The following is a 20137-nucleotide window of genomic DNA, read 5'->3' as shown; positions in this document are numbered from 1 at the left end:
TAATTAATAGTGACTACTGATAGTTTGACAAATGAAAGGGAAAAGAGTTTAAATTTTAGCGAGATATTTTACAATCAATTTGGCCGTTTTCTCTGAAGCCCCAGGAGAACCCAGTTTTTCAGCAAGGATATCGTAGTTTTCCATCACACTTGCGCGATGCATTTTGTTATTGATCAATTCACCTACTTCATAGGAAATATCATACGCTGTGCAGTCGTCTTGAATCAATTCCCTTACTGATAGAAAGTTATTGATTAGATTTACGAGCGAGATAAATTTGACTTTGACAACTAGTTTAGCTATCCATACCGATATTGGGTTAGCTTTATAGACGACTACCTGGGGTACTTTCAAAATACCTGTTTCGAGCGTAGCAGTTCCACTCGTAACGACTGCGACTTCCGCGTTATTGAGAATATCGTAGGTTTGATTGAAAACTATGGGAATATCGATACCTTTAAAAAACTGCTTGTAGAACGCTTCATCAAAATTGGGAGCACCTGCAATTACAAATTGATGAACAGGAAAAAAGAACGGAAGTTCGGCCATGATAGGCAGAATATTAGTAATTTCCATTTCCCGGCTTCCCGGCAAGAGGGCGATGAGTGGTTTTTCTGAAAAACCATTTTCTGCTCTGAAATTGGGGTTGAATTGGTAGGTTGAAATCGCGTCTAATAGTGGGTTTCCAACATAATCTACGGGCATGCGCCATTTTTTGTAAAAATCCACCTCAAAAGGCAGAATGCAAAACATGTGATCGACAATCCGTTTGATTTTCTTTACACGGCCTTGATTCCAGGCCCATACTTTAGGGGAAATATAATAGCAGGTTTTAATTCCATGTTTTTTCGCAAAATCAGCAATTTTCAAATTGAAGCCAGGGAAATCTATCAGAATGACAGTATCTGGTTTTTCTTTTAATAGATCATTTTTAACTTGTTTGAGGTTCCTTGATATCTTTGGCAGATTTTTTATAACTTCTATAAAGCCCATAAAAGCCATTTGCGATGTATGAATTAATGGTTTTTTTCCAGCCTCTTCCTGCATTAGATTTCCTCCAACAATTTGAAAAGTTGCATCGGGATCTTCAATTTTTAATGCTTTAATAAGGTTTGCACCGTGTAAGTCTCCTGAAGTTTCGCCTGCTATAAGATAGTATTTCATATGTCAATGATTTATTCTTTAATCATCCCATCGAATATACCTTTCTATTTTAAAATCGGGTGTAGTTTTAAAATGGATATTCCCTTGAAATGATCGTTTTTGAACTGTTAAAGATAAGATTATTCTAGGGATATGATGAATTTGCCTATAATATTCCATATATTTAATCAAAGATGGCCAACTTGTGAAGAAAAAATCTTGAGTATAAAAGCTAAATAGTATTTTTGCCTTATGCAACGATTGTGGTATTTAATAAGAAATAAGTATTTGTTAGCCGCTTTGGCTTTTTTGGTGTGGATGTTATTTTTTGATAGAAATGACTTTGCCACACAGTATAGTTATCAAAAACAGAAAGCGAACCTAGAGAGTGAGCGCTCTTTCTACCTTAAGGAAAATGCGGCAATCATTAAAACAATTAACGATATTCGTTCCAACCCGCAAGAAGTACAGCGTATTGCCCGTGAGAAGTATAAGATGAAAAAAGATAATGAGGATATTTATGTTATTTCTAAAGTGGCACCTAAAGAAAATCCTTAATAGCTGAGAAGTATATTCAAGAAATAAAAAGCGAGCGGCCATCACATGTACATGATGGCCGCCGTTATAAAAAGTGTATAGATATGGGTATTTTAATTTGCAGCTTGAGCTACTAAACCAATATATAATGGTTTGTTTTGATCATTTGCCTTACCGATGAGTATTAAAGAATAATAATAGCCTTCAGCCAATTTAATTTCGCTCCGGGTCGCGATTGTTTTCCCTGCTTTATCACGTGCTGTGACAGTGAATGTTCCACTTTTTTGGGCAATAAATCCCTGATGCGCGTTTGCTGAGTTCTGTGTTTCTTTAGCTCTATTTGTCCATTCTGACGGGGAGGTCTCACTGCCGATCTGAAGGGTGACCTGATCTGTTCCCTCCGCAAGATTAAAGAAACGTAAACCGGATTCGGTGTTTTTAATTTCCTTGTTGATTCTGTCGGTCGTGATTATCTGTACCGGTTTTGATTTTGTTCCAAATAGAAAGGATGTATATATCGTACTGTCTTTTACAGTAATTGTTGTATCTGTCAAGATACTGTTATATTCGGAGGAAACAGCTATTTTTCGAGCTCCGGTGAATAGTCCAACGATTGGCCTATAGCTTTTGAATTCCATAGGATAATTGGGGTTTTGTAAAGCCCCGCCATCCGCATAATAGACGACAGCATTAGCGTCGCTGTAACCATTAACCATGGTAAAGAGCGCCATAGGAATTTTTTGGTCATCATTATCTTTCAGACAGCTTGAAAGTAAGAATGTCGCTAGAACGATGGAGATAAAATTGAATAATCTATAGTTTTTCATAACTGTGTAACATTAAATCTTTTGTTGTATAAAACACATTGCGCTTGTGTTGTCTATTATACGCACATTAAAGATAGTTTGCTACAGCTAGCTATAAAAATAATAAATTTGTGTGTAGTTGTTATTTAATCCAGCGTGCTTCGGCTATTCCAAGTGTAAAATAGTTCGTATAGCAGCTTGACAGTAAATGTTTGTCGTATCATATTTTCACTGTAGTGCAAATAGTTGGTCGTCCTGATTAGTGATCCTTATTGAGTGTGAATCCGCTGAAACGTAGGAATTTGGATTATTAATCTAGTAATCCTAATTTTGGATTATGAACAGTAGAATTAAGAAGATTGCAACAGGTATGTTTGAGCGCTTTAGACAACGTAAAATTACGGAGGCGGAGTTATCACAGGCGGAATCCAAGGCAAAAAACCTAGGTAGCTATGTTGGCGAATTTAAATTGCTGATCGCGATGTGTAAAGACGCAATCACAGGTAAGTTTAAGATGAACAACTGGAATCTATCCATCATCATCGGAACGATCATTTATGTGATTTCTCCGATAGATGCCATCCCTGATTTTATTGCTGTCGGCGGCTGGATAGATGATGTTGCTATTGTAGCTTATGCCATCCGTAAGCTGTCGGAGGAGATAGAGCGTTATAAGCTCGAAAGATTGAACTTTGAAATAAACCATTAATAAAAAAGCTACTTTGTAAAAAGTAGCTTTTTTATTAATGGTTGAAGACTGCTTAGTGCTTAAAGTGTCTAACCCCCGTTGTCACCATTGAAATTCCTTTTTCATTGGCCATATCTATCGACAACTGATCCTTGATTGAACCGCCGGGTTGCAATACGGTTGCAATACCTGCTTTCGAAGCGATTTCAACGCAATCAGGGAAAGGGAAGAAAGCATCTGATGCCATCGCACAGCCTTTGAGATCAAAACCGAAAGAAACAGCTTTCTCGATAGCTTGTTTTAATGCGTCTACACGAGATGTTTGACCTACTCCTGACGCTAATAAAGTGCCATTTTTGGCAAACACGATTGTATTTGACTTGGTATGTTTAACGATTTTGTTCGCAAAGTATAGGTCTTGAAGTTGTTCGTCAGTAGGTTCTACTTTCGTTACAGTAACCATTTGCTCTGCATTTTCAATTGTTTTGTCTTTATCTTGTAGAATAACGCCGTTCAACAATGTTTTGAACTGTTGACTAGGTAATGTAACCTCTTTACGAACAAGAATAATTCTATTCTTTTTCGCGGTAAGTATAGCGATAGCTTCCTCCGAATAAGAAGGTGCGATCAATACTTCAAAGAATAATTTATTAATTTCTTCAGCTGTTGCAGCATCTACTTGACCGTTTGTTATTAAAACTCCACCAAACGCTGAAACAGGATCACAAGCCAATGCGTCTAACCAGGCTTGTTTGATCGTTGGTCTGGAGGCAACTCCACACGCATTTGTATGTTTTAGAATCGCAAATGTAGGTTCTATAAACTCATCAATTAAATCTACCGCCGCATCAACGTCAACAAGATTATTATAGGATAATTCTTTGCCGCTTAATTTATCAAACATGTTATCTAAATCGCCAAAGAAAACGCCTTTTTGGTGAGGATTTTCACCATAGCGCAGTACTTGGGCTTTTTGTTCAGATTGTTTAAAAACTTGAAGTGGGTTTTCTTGATTGAAGTAATTGAAGATTGCGGTATCGTAATGCGACGATGTATTGAATGCGCGTTTGGCAAATTCTTTACGTTGTTCTAGCGAAGTATTACCTTCTTGATTTGCGAGTATTTCTTCCAATGCTTGGTAATCATTTTTGGAAGAGATAATTACAACATCGTTGAAGTTCTTAGCCGCGGCACGGATCAGAGAAATTCCACCGATATCAATTTTTTCGATAATATCTTGTTCGGATGCACCAGAAGCAACTGTTTCTTCAAACGGGTACAAATCCACAATAACCAAATCGATCTCAGGTATCTCGTATTGGGCAAGCTGCTGTTGATCAGACTCAAGGGGGCGGCGAGCCAAAATACCTCCAAACACTTTTGGATGCAAAGTTTTTACACGACCACCTAAAATAGAAGGATAGCTCGTGAGGTCTTCCACTGGAACAACATCTATACCTAAATCTTTGATAAATGTCTCTGTTCCGCCAGTGGAATAGAAGGTAACACCGTATTTGTTTAATAATTCAACTAAAGGAGCTAGGCCGTCTTTATAATAGACTGAAACCAAAGCATTTTTAATCTTTACAGGATGGTTCATTATGATGGATTTGTTTCGTGGCGCAAAGATAGGTATTTAAAATCTTGATATCAATAAATCAAATACTTTAAAAATAAAGGAGAATCTATTTGATAGCTTCTCCTTCGTAATTTTATACCAAATTGAGCTTTAACTTTAGCTCTTCAGAAATTTGATTGGTGATCTCCCATATTGGTTCTGGCTCATCGGTATTATTGAATATTACCTGATCGCAAGTATCTTGATAGGGTAATAGATACTCGTTATAAGATGGGAGTACATGGTTCACCCATTTGTACATCACATCGTCTTCAAAGTAGCCCCTTTCAACCAAATCGCGGTGTAGGCGTCGTCTCAATGCGATATCTTGATCGGCGCTTAAAAATATCTTATGATTAATTAAATCATTAATTTCTGTATAATAGAAAATGAATAAGCCTTCGATAATTAAAATCGGAGCCGGTTTAATCTCTAGAATTTTTGGTGTTAGGGCAGGATTGTTAAAGGTATATTCTTCCTTATGTATTGTTTCACCGTTAAAAAGTGCTTTGATATCTTTGTAAAAAGCTTGTCTGTCGATTGATGTTGGAATATCGAAGTTATAGAGCCTATTTTCCTCCTGAGTTTTGGTATTGGCAGGGATGTAATAATCATCTTGGGAAATTAAGGTGACCTCACTGGGCTTGAAATGTTTTAAAAAACTATTTAAGAAAAAAGTCTTCCCAGAGCCACTACTACCGGCAATTCCTATGACATACGGTTTGTTATTCATTTGTATTGTGCTATAAAAGCTATTTGATTGTGTTAATTTTCTAGCGGTAATCCATACGCAATTTCCACTTGGAAGCGTTTATCTAATGCTCCTATACTTGCGGCAGCTGATTTTGACAACACGACAATTGCATTTTGGTTCTCGGCATTATCATTAAATTTGCCCACTACTTTTGCGTATGTAACGCTTTTCGTCATCGGGTTAGTAATTTTTAGAATGGTACCTACTGGAGCCGACTTGTGTAATGCGAGGTTACTGGTGCCTTGAGATGAAAGTCCATCAATCCACACACCAATACCACGTTCTGATTTCTCACGGATTCCATAACGGTTTGTTGAAATTTGATTTTCTTCTTTGTTATCATCGTCTGTGGAGTCGGGTCTTACAATTTCGATTCCTTTAGGCTCTACTAATTTTGGTCTTTCCGGTGGGAGCGGCTGATTGGGGATCATGAGTTTCATTCCACCGCTAATGATATTATTTTTTAAATTGTTCGCTTTTTTGATATCTTCAACAGAAATACTAAACCTTTTGGATATCGCGTAAAGTGTTTCTTTTTCACCAACAATGTATTCCGTAAAACCTTCTTGCTGCTGCGGATTACGCGGATTTAGCGCTACCGGATTGCTACGGTCGTTAGTAATGACAGGTTTCGCTTTTCGACCGGTCGGAATCTTAACGATCTGACCAAGGTTTAGCGTACCATTACCATTTATTTGAGTCAATTGTCCTACCGTTGTTTTATACTTCTTACTTAGTTGATAGTAATTGTCTCCTTTTTCAATTTTGAATAGTACGAATTCTTCACCATTAATCACCTCATTTCCGATTGAATCGGGAATAGAATAAGTAGATAAAGATGTTGAATTTTTCGCTTCAACTTGTTGAATAGCTACTACTGCGATGGATAGCATAGCTATCTTTTTATATGTCTTTAATTCGAATAAAACTTTCATATATTTTGCAATTATACTAAATACGAAACAAACTCCCGTTTATTATCTGTCAAAAGGAATATTTGTCCGTGAATAAGAAAATAAATGTTGAAGAGCTTTAATTCCAGTCCCGAAACCGCAAGGATAGACTCTGTCAACATTTCTCTTGTTGATTGAACTAACCTGATTTGATAGTGATTATTTTTTTGTTTTTCATAGAAAGCCCAAATAAAGTAGTCATTTACTCTATTTATCCAGATATCACCATCAATAGGGAAGTCCTTCAAAAATAGGGGTATTTCACCATTATAGATAATTGGATAGACGAGCTCACTGGTATAAGGTTTAATGGTAATCAAATTTTTGCTTTCGATTGACATCGATTGAATATTCAAAAACAATTGTTGGCCCTGCGCTACCGTTTTGGGCCTAATGAGCAATCCTTGATCAACCAGACTGATGAAAACGTAATTAAACCAGGTTTCTTGATGCTGTGGGTTGTAGCAATCGATTACCTGTATACCTGCATCGATCGGTGAATTATTGGAAATCTTCTTTAGTATTAATTTTTTGCATTGGATTCCACCAAGTACCCATTCTCTGGTGATTGCCTTGAAGTCTTGCAGGACGTAAGTTCCTTCAAAAGTGATGACGTTGAAATAAGGGAAGGTATCTTCTGGATTTCTTGTTTCTATGGCGATCAATTTATTTTTTGCATCAATTTCTATGCGCCAAATTGGGTATGTAAAAATGAGATTGAAAGCTTTTGAAATTTCCTGATTTGCCATGTGATTTAAATCCAAGGGGACAAACTTAGATAAAGTATGAGTTAAATGCAAAAATAATTGCTAATGGACGTGGCAAAAAAAAGTCCAGACAACGCTGGACTTTCTTGAAAAAAAATATATCTTAAAATTTTGAACCAATTGTTAGTATAACATTTGTTCGTTGGTTTTTTATATCTGCAGCGGGGCTTGCAGCATTCCAATAGTTTTCGTCGATAGTATAAGGGCTTTCTTTGTAATTGATGGCATTGTAAGCTCCCGTCAAATCAATATACATGCCACGGCCTAGTTTTGCGCCGATACCCAGCGAGGCCGTATAATTTGTATAATCTGCATTTTTATAAGGGTTACCACTATAATTAAAGCCAGCTCTTCCACTGAAGACATTATCAAACAAAACTTCACCACCGATTCTGGCATTAAATGCGCCTTGATATGTATCTTTGATGTTTTGATTCATGTTCTTTTCTAACGTTTTGCTGTAGTTACCTACATCTCTAAAACGCATAGCAGCATAATCCACCCACTCCACATCTGCGGTTATCAATCCTCTTGAAAAAATTTGGCTTGCACCCACAGCTAATTTATAAGGTGTATTCATATTGTACTCCAGGTAACTATGTCCTGCGTCATCGCTGGTTCGGTACTCTTTAAATGACTTATCTTCATTAGGTCTGAAATAACGAAATTCTGAATTACTATATGATTCATCCCTGATGCTCATAAATGTTGGAGATTTCGCCGTAAATCCCATGCTGAAAGTAGGTGTGAACTTGTATATGACCCCAAGTTTAAAATCTACACCAGTACCATCCGTTGCTTGGGCATAATCATCATACAGTTCATAATCTTTATCCAACATGGCATACTTCTGTGCATTGGTTGGTTTTAAAAATTCTGAATCTTTGTTGATAGCTTTTAATTGGTCGGCTGTCATTGTTTGACCATATTCAGTAAACCAACTTGAGTTGTCATAACTAAACGCTGTAAATCCTAGAGCAGCTCCCAAATATAGTTTGTTGCTATAATTTGCACCAAACGACAGAACAGATTCGGACTTACTGCCTTTTTCTAAGATGGAATTGACTTGATTAAAGCCATTCTTTCCATCGTAAGTCCCGCCAACCGTGATCGGTATATATGATCCTGCCTTTTTAGGATCTACATCAAATAATAATGAATTACCATACACTTCCTGTCCCCAGCCATTCATACCGCCAGGTGACGATAGCCGGTCAGAATAGGCATCCGTAATTGAGCTTGTGTTGTTTACACCATTATACTGTAATAAATTATTGTAGATATTGTTGCGGTTATAGGCAATACCCACATTAAAATTTAACCAGCCCCTATCTAAATTTCCACCATTTCGATAGGTTGGCAGGTGAAAAACAATACCCGCATTATCTAGATTGAAATTATTCTTACTGCTGTTTGAATTTTGACCAAAATAGTCGATTTTATTTTTGTTGTTAAGGTATCTGCCTGTTACTGATACGTCAGATTGATTAAAGTACCCCAAACCCGCTGGGTTACCGGTAATCGAACTTATATCTCCACCTAATGCGGTAGATGCGTTTCCCATGGCTTTAAAACGAGCTGTTCCCCCATTGTCCCCTTGGGAGAATAGAAGTACATCTTTCGTATATTGCGCTTGAGTAGTCCCTGCTGCACCTAAAATGAATGCAGTTCCAAAAAGTAATCTTTTGATTGTCATATGCTGAAATATCATCAATAATAAAGTAGTAGCACACAACGAAGTGTATGCTACTATTCAAAATGCCTTTAATTAGCGAGTACGTCCTCCGCTTGATCTTGAGCTACCTCCTCCAGAGAAACCTCCACCCGAAGATCTTGAGCTTCCGCCTCCAGAAAAGCCTCCACTAGAGCGAGAAGAACCACTATCATAACTTCTAGTCGGTGGTGTATATGAAGGTCGTGATGTTGAACTCGGGTTGCTTGAGCGTGTTTCCACAGACCGGCTCATTGGCCGTGATACTTCACCAGAACTGTTTCGTGTTCTCGAACCATTATTATAGTAACCATTTGTGCTTCTGGTACTATTTTGATAAGAACCATTCACTCTATCCGATGTTCTTGAGCGTGTACCATCTGAGTAAGCTCTGTTTGATACACCATCAGATGTTCTTGTTCGGTTTCCTGATCTATCATAAGAAGAACTGCGTGTTACGGAACCGTCAGAAGTTCTTGACCTGTTGGAAACAGACGTAATACGGCCTCTAGAATCACGAGCTACCCCAGTACGATCGTATCCGCCAGAATTTCTAGCTACGCTATTGCGGTCATATCCTCCCGAAGTGTGGGATCTTGAGGATGAACTACGCGTGTTATAGTTGTCCCTATAAACTGATCTACTTGAAGCATAACGTGGTCTTGAGTTGCCCCAGTAACCACCACCCCAGTAACCATTTCCGTACCAACCAGATCCCCAGTAGCCTCCGCCGTACCAGCCACCCCAAGGTCTGTAACCACCATACCATGGCGATCCCCATCCCCAGCTAGATCCCCATCCGAGACCAATTGACCAAGAAGAACCCCATCCAGAGTTCCATCCCCATCCCATTCCGAATGATGGACCGTATCCGTACCATCCTCCAAATCCATAACCATACCATGGATCAAAAAATGGGTCGAAGTAGGTCATACCTGGACTAGCGTAATAAAAACGGTTGATACGATTGGCATATTCAAGATCTTCATAAGAATCACTATTGTAATCCTGATCAGAATATTCATCCTCGTAGTATCCGTCTTGCGACTGTCCGTTTTGTTCGGATTGATCTGCGTCTGTGTAATAATAATCTGGGCTTTGGTAAACCTTTTGTCTCGCTTGCCCATTATTGCCGTAGACATCGTCGCCATAAATTTGCCTACTTGTACCGCAGGAACCTAAAATGAACGCTCCTGTTATGGCAAGTGCTCCGATAAATAATCTATTTTTTTTCATAATATCCTAAATCGTTATTTTCGATTATACAGCCTTATTTACTATCTTAGACGCAAATTTCTCGAGGTGGTTTAATCGAAGGAATCAAAAATACAAATATTTTTTTTGAACGCTTTTCGCATTGGAATTACAGACGGGATTTAAGGTAATAATGTTACAATAATTTATCAATCACATATGAGTAAAGGAATAACAAGTCGTGCAGAAGATTATTCGCAATGGTATAATGAGCTTGTAATCAAAGCTGATCTGGCTGAAAATTCAGCTGTACGAGGATGTATGGTGATCAAACCATACGGATATGCTATCTGGGAAAGAATGCAGGCAATCTTAGACAAAAGATTTAAAGAGACTGGTCATAGCAACGCTTATTTCCCTTTATTCATTCCCAAATCGTTTTTTTCTAAAGAAGCAGCGCATGTGGAAGGTTTTGCTACAGAGTGCGCCGTGGTTACCCATTATAGGTTAAAAAACGATGGTACAGGTAAGATCGTCGTGGACGAAGAGGCGAAATTGGAGGAAGAGTTGATCGTGCGTCCAACTTCAGAAACGATTATATGGAATACTTATCGCGGATGGATTGAATCTTATCGTGATCTCCCTATTTTGGTCAATCAATGGGCAAACGTGGTGCGTTGGGAAATGCGAACACGTCTTTTTTTACGTACAGCTGAGTTTTTATGGCAGGAGGGGCATACTGCACATGCCACAAAAGAGGAAGCTATTGCGGAAACAGAACGTATGCTTGATGTGTATGCCGAATTTGCAGAAAAGATTTTAGCTGTGCCCGTTGTCCGTGGAAGGAAAACAGAAAACGAGCGTTTTGCGGGGGCATTGGATACCTATTGTATTGAGGCATTGATGCAAGATGGTAAAGCATTGCAAGCAGGGACATCCCATTTTCTTGGCCAAAACTTTGCCAAGGCATTTGATGTGAAATTTACGTCTAAAGAAGGCAAGTTAGAACATGTATGGGCAACTTCGTGGGGGGTTTCTACCCGACTCATGGGCGCATTGATTATGGCTCATTCCGACGATCAAGGGTTGGTATTGCCACCGAAATTGGCCCCGATTCAGGTTGTGATTGTTCCGATTTTTAAGACTGAGGAAGAAAAGGCGCAAATTGATGTATTTGTGAATCAGTTAACAACTGAACTGAGGGTGAAAGATATTTCGGTAAAATATGATGATCGCGATACACAGCGTCCGGGTTTTAAATTTGCTGAATGGGAATTAAAGGGAGTACCTGTTCGCGTCGCTGTCGGTGCAAGAGATATGCAAAATGGTACAGTAGAATTGGCGCGTCGTGATACGCAAACGAAAGAAACTGTTGCTCAAGAGGGCCTAGCCGGTGCGATTAGTACGTTATTGGATACAATACAAGAAAATATCTATCAAAAAGCGTTGAATTTCAGAACGTCTCATTATACGGAAGTAAATTCTTATGAAGAATTTAAAGAAGTACTGGAAGGTAAAGGTGGATTTATCTCCTGTCACTGGGATGGGACAACAGAAACGGAGAAGCGTGTAAAAGAAGAAACTAAAGCAACAATTCGTTGTATTCCTTTGGATGCAAAGGAAGAGCAAGGGGTCTGTATATTTACCGGCAAACCTTCCAGTAGGCGTGTGCTTTTTGCTAAAGCTTATTAATCGTTTGCAATATGAGGATACTCATTTTAGGATGTGGTTGGCTTGGAGAGTCTTTTGCGGTATACATGAAGCATCAAGACCATGAAGTCTGGGCAAGTACAACAACATATGAAAAATACCATCGGCTAAAAGCTGAGGGTATTTTTTCGTTTATGCTTGATTTTGATGGAGAAAGCTTTCCGGAAAAGGTTGATATACCCATTCAATTTGACTTCGTGTTAAATAGTATACCAGCAAGTCAGAAAAATAGCGTAGAAATGCTATATAACAGATTTTCTAATATCAAGCAATTTTTTAGCCGGATTAGTTGGCAAGCGCATGTGTTTTTAAGTTCTACCGGAATTTATCCCTCTAAAGATGTGGTGTTTGATGAATCTTTTACGAATAGGGCTGAGCTTGCACCAAAGCTCTTGATGGCTGAAGAGTCTATGTTGGAATTGGCCAATACCATTGTTTATCGTTTAGGCGGCCTATTTGGTAAGAATCGTGTCTTTGCAAAATATTTCTCTGAGCGTATCTGTACCACTGGAGAGCAGCCTGCTAATTTTGTTCATATTGAGGATGTTGTCGCTCTGCTGGAAGCGACCACTAACCGCACACTCAAACATACCATTTATAATGTTGTTGCTCCCTTACATCCTAAGAAAAAAGATGTCATTCTTGCTTCTGCAAAAAAATATGGTTATGCTTTGCCTCTAGCGTTCGAAGCAGCGGAAACGACTCAGAAAATAGTGAGCGGAGAATTACTGCAAGAAGAGCTCGACTATCAATTTGTTTTACCTGACCCATTGCAGTTTTAGTCTTATTTTTCTTTTTTAAAATGAAAAAGAAATTTTGATTGTCTGGGTGGAGAAAATTAAATAAATTGATTAATTTAACCTTAGTTCTTGCGCGGTAAATTTAGTTAAGTTAAATTCACTTAAAAGGTCTTATACGCTGAAATTTCTCGATAGCCACGGATCATTTCCAGACATCAGGATTTCCTTTAAACAAACCGAGTAATAGATTATTATTTTAACAGCTTATTATATAAAGCCATGACAAATGTAGAGAGACATCAATATATCTTAAAACAATTAAAAGAAGTCGGCGTAGTTCAAGTAATTGATCTGTGTGAAGAATTGGGAGTTTCTTCTGTAACTATTCGGAAGGATTTGACTTTGTTGGAAGATAGTGGATTGTTGTTTAGAACGCATGGCGGGGCGACACAATATAATCCATATACGACTGACCGTACTGTATTCGAAAAAGAGAAACTTCGTTCGGATGATAAAAGTAGGATTGGAAAGAAAGCAGCTGAGCTGATCGAGGAAAACGACTCTATCATTATAGCTTCTGGCACAACGATGCAGTCGCTTGCCAAGCAGATTGTTCCAAAAGGCAATATCACTGTAGTAACTTCGGCATTGAATGTTGCTATGGAGTTAATAAAATATCCTTCTGTTGAAATTATGCAGCTGGGAGGGACGCTTCGCAAGACATCTACTTCCGTCACAGGGAAATATGCGGAAAATTTGTTAAAAGATTTTTATTGCAGTAAATTGTTTTTGGGAGTGGATGGTATCGATTTGGAATATGGTGTGTCAACTTCAAGCGCCCAGGAAGCACAATTAAATCGGATTATGATCGATACTGCTCAAAAAGTGGTGGTGCTTGCAGATTCTTCTAAATTTGGCCGGCGAAGCTTTGGGAGAATTTGTGGTTTTGAAAAAATTGATATGTTAATTACAGATGATAAGGTTAATGCAAGCTTTGTAGAATCATTGGAAAAAGCTGGTGTAAACGTGATTGTTGTTTAATAAGAATTAAGTTCAAGACCATTCTGATTTTTTAATTAAAATTCCCCCAATAACTGAATGACTTTATGGGGGAATTTCTATTTTTGAATAGTTCGTTTAAATAATCGCTGGTTCCTGCTGGCTCAGGCAGTGGAAACTTCCCAGTCCCCAAATGATGTCGACCGAATTTATTCCAATGACTTTACGTTTAGGAAAGCAGCTTTGGATGATGTCCAGTGCTCTTTGGTCGTTTTTGTCGTTGAAGACTGGCACAACAACAACATCATTGGCAATGTAGAAATTAGCATAAGAAGCGGGTAATCTGGTACCATCATAAATAACAGGGGCCGGCATTGGGAGCTCAATGATATGCAGGGGTTCTCCGTTTAAGAGTTTAAATGAACGAAGCATTTCCAGATTTTCCTGAAGAATCTGGTAATTCTCATCTGAAGGATCTTCTTCTACAACAGTTAGTACTGTATTTTCATTAACGAAGCGTGTAATATCATCAATGTGGCCGTCTGTATCGTCTCCAACTATACCATCACCAAGCCATAACACTTGTTCTTGACCGTAAAACTCTTTTAAATAGATTTCTATTTGTTCTTTCGTTAAGTGCGGATTTCGGTTTTTATTCAACAGGCACGCCGTTGTTGTCATAATTGTTCCTGCACCATTAAATTCAACTGATCCTCCCTCCATGACGATGTCAGGGGTAAATAAAGGAAGACCCAATTTTTGGGCAATGCGAGTTGGGACGATATCGTCAAGTTCAAATGGAGGATATTTACCACCCCACGCGTTGTACCCCCAGTCAACAACTGCTTTTTGATTTGTCGACGGATTAATGATAAAAGCAGGGCCGTGGTCTCTACACCAAGCATCATTGGTTGGATTAAAATAGAATTCGATATTGCTAAAATCTGTCGTCACGTCTTTCAGGGCCTGTATAGCAAAATTTTGCATTTCCTCATTAGCGACGTTAATTCTTACCTTTTGGCCTTCGGATACGACTTTAATAAATTGACAATAAGGTTCGTATATCGTTTCGATTTTTCCAGGCCACGATTCCTCTTTGTGTGGCCAGCTCAGCCATAAGGCCTCTTGCTTAGCCCATTCTGGCGGAAATGAGAATCCCTGTTTTTTTGGGGAATTGTCAAAATAGGTCTGTATAAATGTATTTTTCTGTTCCATACTTATTTTAAGGGGATTAAAAAAGCCATTTCAGTTCAACTCAGCACAGCTATGTACCTTCGCAACCGAAATGGCAAGTATATGCAATATTAGTCTTCGTCAATAAAACGTTTGGTGATTGGGGAGTATGTTTCAATTCTTCGATCTCTCAGAAATGGCCAGTGTTTTCTAAAATAATCCGATTCATTTAAGTCTAATTCGACGACCTCAATTTCCTCCTTGTCATGAGAAGCAAGGTAAAGCAATTTCCCCTGTCCATTTGTTACGAAACTTCCGCCCCAGAATTTCATGGCACCATTTTGTTCATATCCAACCCGGTTAACAGATACCACTGGAACGCCGTTAGCAACTGCATGGGAGCGTTGTATGGTTTGCCATGCGTTATATTGATCTTTGTTGGTTTCTTCGTCCTGATCAGTTGCCCATCCGATAGCCGTAGGATAAAATAAAATTTCAGCGCCCATTAAGGCGGTGATCCGAGATGCTTCAGGGTACCATTGATCCCAACAGATTAAAATTCCTATTTTGCCAAATTGTGTTTTGAATACTTTGTAGCCTAGATCACCCGGCGTAAAATAGAATTTTTCATAAAAAGCGGGGTCATCTGGAATATGCATTTTCCGATATTTTCCTAAATATGAGCCATCCGCATCTAGTACAGCGGTTGTATTATGGTAAAGTCCTTCGGCTCTTTTTTCAAATAATGAAGCGATAATGACGACTCCAGCTTCCTTGGCGATAGCCGATAGCGCATCGGTGGATGGACCGGGGATGGATTCAGCCAATGCGAAATTGTCATAATCTTCTACATCGCAGAAATATAAAGAGGTAAATAGTTCTTGCAGACACACAATTTGCGCACCTTTTGCAGCGGCCTCTTTTACTTTAGCGATAGCTTTTTCGAGATTCTCTTGTTTGCTTGCGGTACAGCTCATCTGTACAACTCCAACTTTTACTTTGCTCATTCTTTAATGCTTATTTAATTCAAGCACAAAGATACTATTCTTAATTTGGATTTGGTCTTTAGGTAAAAACAAAAAGAGCTCTTAGAGCTCTTTTCGTAATCTTGCTACAGGGATGTTCAATGCCTCCCGATATTTTGCTACTGTTCGTCGTGCAATATTATAGCCTTTTTCTTTCAGGATCTCAGTAAGCTTTTCATCAGCTAGCGGTTTCCGTTTATTTTCTTTTGAAATACACTCCTCCAATATTTTTTTAACCTCTTTGTTGGATACCTCTTCCCCAGAATCTGTTTGAATAGCTTCGGAGAAAAATGATTTTAGGAGAAAAGTGCCGAATTCTGTCTGTACATATTTTGAATTTGCCACCCGCGATACTGTCGATATATCCATGTCAATTCTATCCGCAATATCTTTCAATATCATGGGTTTTAGCTTTCGATCATCACCTGTCAGGAAATAATCATATTGGTATTCCATGATCGCATTCATTGTTTTGAGTAAGGTTTGCTGACGTTGTTTTATGGCATCAATAAACCATTTTGCTGAGTCAAGCTTTTGCTTGACGAATTGTACAGCTTCTTTCATTTTTTTATCCTTTTGATCCGATTTTTCATAGTGCTCGAACATGTGCTGGTAATCACGGCTTATACGGAGCTCGGGCGCGTTTCGGCCATTTAAAGTCAAATGTAGAATACCATCATTGTTGCTAATATGGAAATCCGGGATAATATGAAGCTGTTTACCAGCGACCGCGCCAGAGTCTCCAGGCTTTGGATTAAGTTTTAGGATCTCATTCACTACATTTTTTAAATCCTCGGATGAAATACCCAATGATTTTTCTAATTTATCATAATGCTTTTTGGTAAATTCTTCGAGGTAGTTCGCTACTACTTTAATAGCAAGTTTAATTGTAGGATTTTGAGTGTCTTTTTTTTGCAGCTGGATCAAAAGACATTCTTGTAAATCCCGGGCGCCAATTCCGGCCGGCTCAAAATCTTGAATGACTTTCAACATATCAAGTACTTCATTTTCTTCAGTCATTACGTTTTGCCCAAACGCTAGATCGTCTACAAGATTGATAATAGGACGGCGTAAGTACCCGTCGTCATCAAGACTGCCAATAATTTGTTGGCCAATTAGAAAGTGCTTGTCATCTAAAGCCAACAGGTCTAATTGCTGTTGTAACTGCTCATAAAAGGAATGCTGGATTGCAACAGGCATTTCTTTCCGATCATCATCATCATCGCCATACTCATAGCCGTTACCATAATCTTTGAAATCGTCCTCCTGAATATAGTCTTCCAAGCTAAAGTCGTCTGAGTCGAATCCATCTTCATTGTCAAAATTATCATCGGGATCTTTGTCAGGATATTCTTCTATAGGATCGGTCATATTAGTCAAGCTACCATCTTCTAACGCAGGGTTTTCCTCTAATTCTTCCTTGATTCTTGCATCTAATGAAACAGTCGGAACCTGCAACAATTTTATAAATTGTATCTGTTGCGGAGACAATTTCTGTAATAGCTTTTGTTGTAATGTTTGTTTTAACATGCTAATAGTTGACTTTTTTACATCTAAATTTAAACAAATATCATTATTATTTTAAAATAAAATCGATAATAAATAAAAAAGGGGTATAATATTTGTGGAAGGCAGCTAAAAAAGGGAAATTAGACCTATCGAATTATGCTCAATTTTTAGGTTGTTTTGCGTACACCATTTATTGTTAAAAAATGTAAATAGTTGATTACAGCGATTTATTTAGTTGTATATTTAGCCCCTGAAAATAGATAGAAAGGCATGTCAGGCGGGGTTAAAACCTTTTGCTGGTCGGATGTGTTGAATATAAGGTAAATTTCCATTTATGTTTAAACGTATTAAGAATAGAATTCTTCGTTATTTCGTTATAGCAATATACTTTGTCATTATATTGGTTTGTGCTATACAATTGAATTTTCTTTGGCTTTTCGGTTATTCTCCGACTAAAAAGGATATTGTTATGCCTAGTGTTAATATCTCAACGGAGTTATATACCGCAGACAGTGTTTTAATTGGCCGGTATTTCGATGAGGATAGAAATCCAATTCCGTTTGACAGTATCCCTAAAACAGTAACGAATGCTTTGATAGCAACCGAGGATGTACGTTTTTATAGTCATAAGGGTGTTGACTTTTTTGGATTAGGATCGGGAATTTTATCGACTTTAAAAGGAGATAAGCGGGGTGCAAGTACAATTACGCAGCAATTAGCTAAAAATCTTTATCGTACTCGCTATAATAAGTCGGGTGGTTTGTTGACACGTCTTCCTGTTGCCGGATTAGTGGTGACTAAATTTAAGGAGTGGATGACAGCTTACAAACTGGAGCAGCGTTACTCCAAAAACCAGATATTGGAAATGTATTTGAATACTGTCTCGTTCAGTAATAACGCTTATGGAATTGAAACGGCTGCAAAACGATATTTTTCAAAGGGAGCGAATCAGTTGACTCAAAACCAAGCGGCTGTTTTAATAGGGATGCTAAAAGGTACTACATTGTATAATCCAATTCGAAATCCTGAAAATGCATTTGTACGAAAAAATATCGTATTAAGTCAAATGTATAAAAGTGGCTTTTTAAAAAAAGAAGAGTATGATGGTCTGATTAAAGAAAAGATTGTTTTGAATACGAATAGTCAAGATATAAATGCTGGTGGAGACTCTTATTTACGTACTGCTGTAGCGAAGTGGTTGGAGAAATGGTCAGAGGAAAATAATTATGACATCTACACTGACGGGCTGAAAATTTATACCACTATAAATTCTAAACTTCAAAAGCATGCTGAAGAAGCGGTCGCCAAGCAAATGGTAGAATTGCAGCAACGTTTAAATAATACTTGGGATGGACAGGAGCCATGGCGCGATTTGTCAGGTAAAGTTATTCCTAATTTTTTGGATAATTTGGCTAAGAAGACCCCGTATTATGCTTTTTTGAGTAAAAAGTACGCCAATACTCCTGATAGTATCTCTTATTTCCTCAACAACAAGAAGAAGATGGAAGTCTATAACTGGAAGGATGGAGGCAAGATCGAAAGGGAGATGTCTACAATGGACTCTTTGAAATATTATGCGATGATGCTGAATGCAGGGATGATGTCAATGGATCCCTATTCAGGTGAAATTAAAGCATGGATTGGTGGAATAAATCATCAATATTTTAAGTATGATCACGTGATGCAAGCGAAACGACAAGCGGGATCTACGTTTAAGCCTTTCGTATACTTAGCAGCCTTAGAATCGGGAATGTCGCCTTGTGATAAAATTACAGATAAGCCTGTTACCATCAAGATTGATAAAGGTGATTCTGTTGAGATATGGGAACCGAAAAATGCTGACTGGAATTTCTCCTATCGTGAAATGTCTTTGCGGCATGCGATGGCCCGCTCCATCAATTCGGTTACAGTTCAGTTAACTGATATGGTCACGCCTTCGAAAGTTGTTGATGCGGCTCACCGTTGTGGTATTACGAGTAAATTAAATCCGGTTGCTTCCGTGGGGCTTGGACCTAATGATGTTTCTGTTTTTGAAATGGTGAATGGGTACTCAACAATGATGAACCATGGTGAGCGCGTGACACCTTTGCTGGTTTCTAAGATTGAAGATCATGATGGTAACGTGATTGCAACGTTTCAGGCTGAACGTAAACAGGTCGTTGATAAGCAAGATGCGTGGTTAATGACGTATATGCTCCGTGGTGGGATGGAAGAGCCAGGTGGTACGTCTCAAGGATTGTGGGAGTGGGATTTATTTAAAAAGGAAAATGAAATAGGAGGGAAAACAGGTACTTCTTCTGAATATGTAGATGGCTGGTATATGGGGGTGACAAAAGATCTGGTTACAGGTATTTGGGTAGGGTGTGACGAGCGGAGCATTCACTTTAAGAACTCGCATACGGGAGAAGGTTCTCGTACTGCATTGCCGATTTTTGGAATTTATCTGGAATCCGTTTATAAAGATAAAAATTTAGGGTACACCATGGGTAAGTTTCCAAGCCCTACTGTTGAAATTACAAAATCATACAAATGTGAAACGCCGCGTTACAGTGATCCGGAACCAGAGCAGATGGATTCTACTCAGTTAGAGGTACCTACTGATGAAGGATTTATCGGGCCGGAAGAAGAGGGTGGTGAAGAAAGTCAACTTGAACGCAATAATACGGATCAACTTGAGCGTAGCAATACTGAAGGTAGTGCGGATAGTTTGCAAAGTGAAAAATTATCCTCGTCTGAAGATGGGCCTGTTCAGAATTAAATAACTGCTTTTAATACTTGTCTTCAAAAATATGAAATGGCCGCCTAGTTTT

General features: G+C 38.4%; 17 protein-coding genes. 6 read left to right on the top strand and 11 right to left on the bottom strand.

Annotation, left to right across the window (positions count from 1 at the left end; genetic code table 11):
• Positions 1-48: 48 nt before the first annotated feature.
• The gene (gene lpxB, locus J2X77_RS05380) at positions 49-1164 is read right to left on the bottom strand and encodes a lipid-A-disaccharide synthase (protein WP_209574740.1); all 1116 of its coding nucleotides are present in this window, start codon (positions 1162-1164) and stop codon (positions 49-51) included.
• A gap of 231 nt (positions 1165-1395) precedes the next feature.
• Here lpxB and J2X77_RS05375 point away from each other — a divergent pair, with 231 nt between their 5' ends.
• On the top strand, positions 1396-1701 hold the full coding sequence (locus tag J2X77_RS05375) for a septum formation initiator family protein (protein ID WP_209574738.1): 306 nt from the start codon (positions 1396-1398) through the stop codon (positions 1699-1701).
• 92 nt (positions 1702-1793) lie between these two features.
• Here the strand turns inward: J2X77_RS05375 and J2X77_RS05370 are convergent, their stop codons facing one another.
• On the bottom strand, positions 1794-2507 hold the full coding sequence (locus J2X77_RS05370) for a DUF4397 domain-containing protein (RefSeq protein WP_209574736.1): 714 nt from the start codon (positions 2505-2507) through the stop codon (positions 1794-1796).
• 316 nt (positions 2508-2823) lie between these two features.
• Between J2X77_RS05370 and J2X77_RS05365 the strand changes: the two genes are divergently transcribed.
• Entirely contained in the window at positions 2824-3195 is a 372-nt protein-coding gene (locus J2X77_RS05365; RefSeq protein WP_209574734.1) for a YkvA family protein, read from the top strand.
• A 52-nt stretch (positions 3196-3247) separates the two neighbouring features.
• Here the strand turns inward: J2X77_RS05365 and purH are convergent, their stop codons facing one another.
• The 6 genes from purH to J2X77_RS05335 all read right to left on the bottom strand — a co-directional run bounded on the left by purH (position 3248) and on the right by J2X77_RS05335 (position 10213).
• Complete coding sequence (purH, locus tag J2X77_RS05360; protein WP_209574733.1) at positions 3248-4774, bottom strand: bifunctional phosphoribosylaminoimidazolecarboxamide formyltransferase/IMP cyclohydrolase; 1527 nt, start codon at positions 4772-4774, stop codon at positions 3248-3250.
• A gap of 112 nt (positions 4775-4886) precedes the next feature.
• The gene (locus tag J2X77_RS05355) at positions 4887-5576 is read right to left on the bottom strand and encodes a uridine kinase (RefSeq protein ID WP_409050302.1); all 690 of its coding nucleotides are present in this window, start codon (positions 5574-5576) and stop codon (positions 4887-4889) included.
• Positions 5558-6481, bottom strand: coding sequence for a LysM peptidoglycan-binding domain-containing protein (locus J2X77_RS05350; protein ID WP_209574728.1), 924 nt, complete (start codon positions 6479-6481; stop codon positions 5558-5560). Before J2X77_RS05350 ends, J2X77_RS05355 begins: the two co-directional genes overlap by 19 nt.
• A gap of 11 nt (positions 6482-6492) precedes the next feature.
• On the bottom strand, positions 6493-7248 hold the full coding sequence (locus J2X77_RS05345; RefSeq protein ID WP_209574727.1) for a hypothetical protein: 756 nt from the start codon (positions 7246-7248) through the stop codon (positions 6493-6495).
• A gap of 121 nt (positions 7249-7369) precedes the next feature.
• Positions 7370-8962: a hypothetical protein gene (locus J2X77_RS05340; protein WP_209574725.1), complete on the bottom strand. Its 1593-nt coding sequence runs from the start codon at positions 8960-8962 to the stop codon at positions 7370-7372.
• Positions 8963-9034: 72 nt separating this feature from the next.
• Complete coding sequence (locus J2X77_RS05335; RefSeq protein WP_209574723.1) at positions 9035-10213, bottom strand: hypothetical protein; 1179 nt, start codon at positions 10211-10213, stop codon at positions 9035-9037.
• A 177-nt stretch (positions 10214-10390) separates the two neighbouring features.
• Here J2X77_RS05335 and proS point away from each other — a divergent pair, with 177 nt between their 5' ends.
• The 3 genes from proS to agaR all read left to right on the top strand — a co-directional run bounded on the left by proS (position 10391) and on the right by agaR (position 13662).
• Positions 10391-11863, top strand: coding sequence for a proline--tRNA ligase (gene proS / locus J2X77_RS05330; protein ID WP_209574721.1), 1473 nt, complete (start codon positions 10391-10393; stop codon positions 11861-11863).
• Between the two features lie 11 nt (positions 11864-11874).
• Positions 11875-12663, top strand: a complete 789-nt coding sequence (locus tag J2X77_RS05325) for a GDP-L-fucose synthase (protein WP_209574718.1) — start codon at positions 11875-11877, stop codon at positions 12661-12663.
• A gap of 237 nt (positions 12664-12900) precedes the next feature.
• Positions 12901-13662 carry a transcriptional repressor AgaR gene (agaR, locus tag J2X77_RS05320; protein ID WP_209574716.1) on the top strand — a complete coding sequence of 254 codons (762 nt, stop codon included), beginning with the start codon at positions 12901-12903 and terminating at the stop codon, positions 13660-13662.
• 96 nt (positions 13663-13758) lie between these two features.
• On the opposite strand, the gene J2X77_RS05315 is transcribed toward agaR, so the two are convergent.
• The 3 genes from J2X77_RS05315 to rpoN all read right to left on the bottom strand — a co-directional run bounded on the left by J2X77_RS05315 (position 13759) and on the right by rpoN (position 17348).
• Positions 13759-14835 (bottom strand): agmatine/peptidylarginine deiminase, encoded by a 1077-nt coding sequence (locus J2X77_RS05315; protein WP_209574714.1) that lies wholly within the window; start codon positions 14833-14835, stop codon positions 13759-13761.
• Positions 14836-14924: 89 nt separating this feature from the next.
• Positions 14925-15800: a carbon-nitrogen hydrolase gene (locus J2X77_RS05310; protein ID WP_209574712.1), complete on the bottom strand. Its 876-nt coding sequence runs from the start codon at positions 15798-15800 to the stop codon at positions 14925-14927.
• 81 nt (positions 15801-15881) lie between these two features.
• Entirely contained in the window at positions 15882-17348 is a 1467-nt protein-coding gene (rpoN, locus tag J2X77_RS05305; RefSeq protein ID WP_209574710.1) for an RNA polymerase factor sigma-54, read from the bottom strand.
• Positions 17349-17796: 448 nt separating this feature from the next.
• Here rpoN and J2X77_RS05300 point away from each other — a divergent pair, with 448 nt between their 5' ends.
• Complete coding sequence (locus tag J2X77_RS05300) at positions 17797-20085, top strand: transglycosylase domain-containing protein (RefSeq protein WP_310079538.1); 2289 nt, start codon at positions 17797-17799, stop codon at positions 20083-20085.
• Positions 20086-20137: the final 52 nt, after the last annotated feature.

The organism is Sphingobacterium sp. 2149, assembly GCF_031455655.1.
In the GTDB taxonomy this organism is placed as follows: Bacteria; Bacteroidota; Bacteroidia; order Sphingobacteriales; family Sphingobacteriaceae; genus Sphingobacterium.
This window is presented reverse-complemented; position numbering and strand designations above follow the sequence as displayed.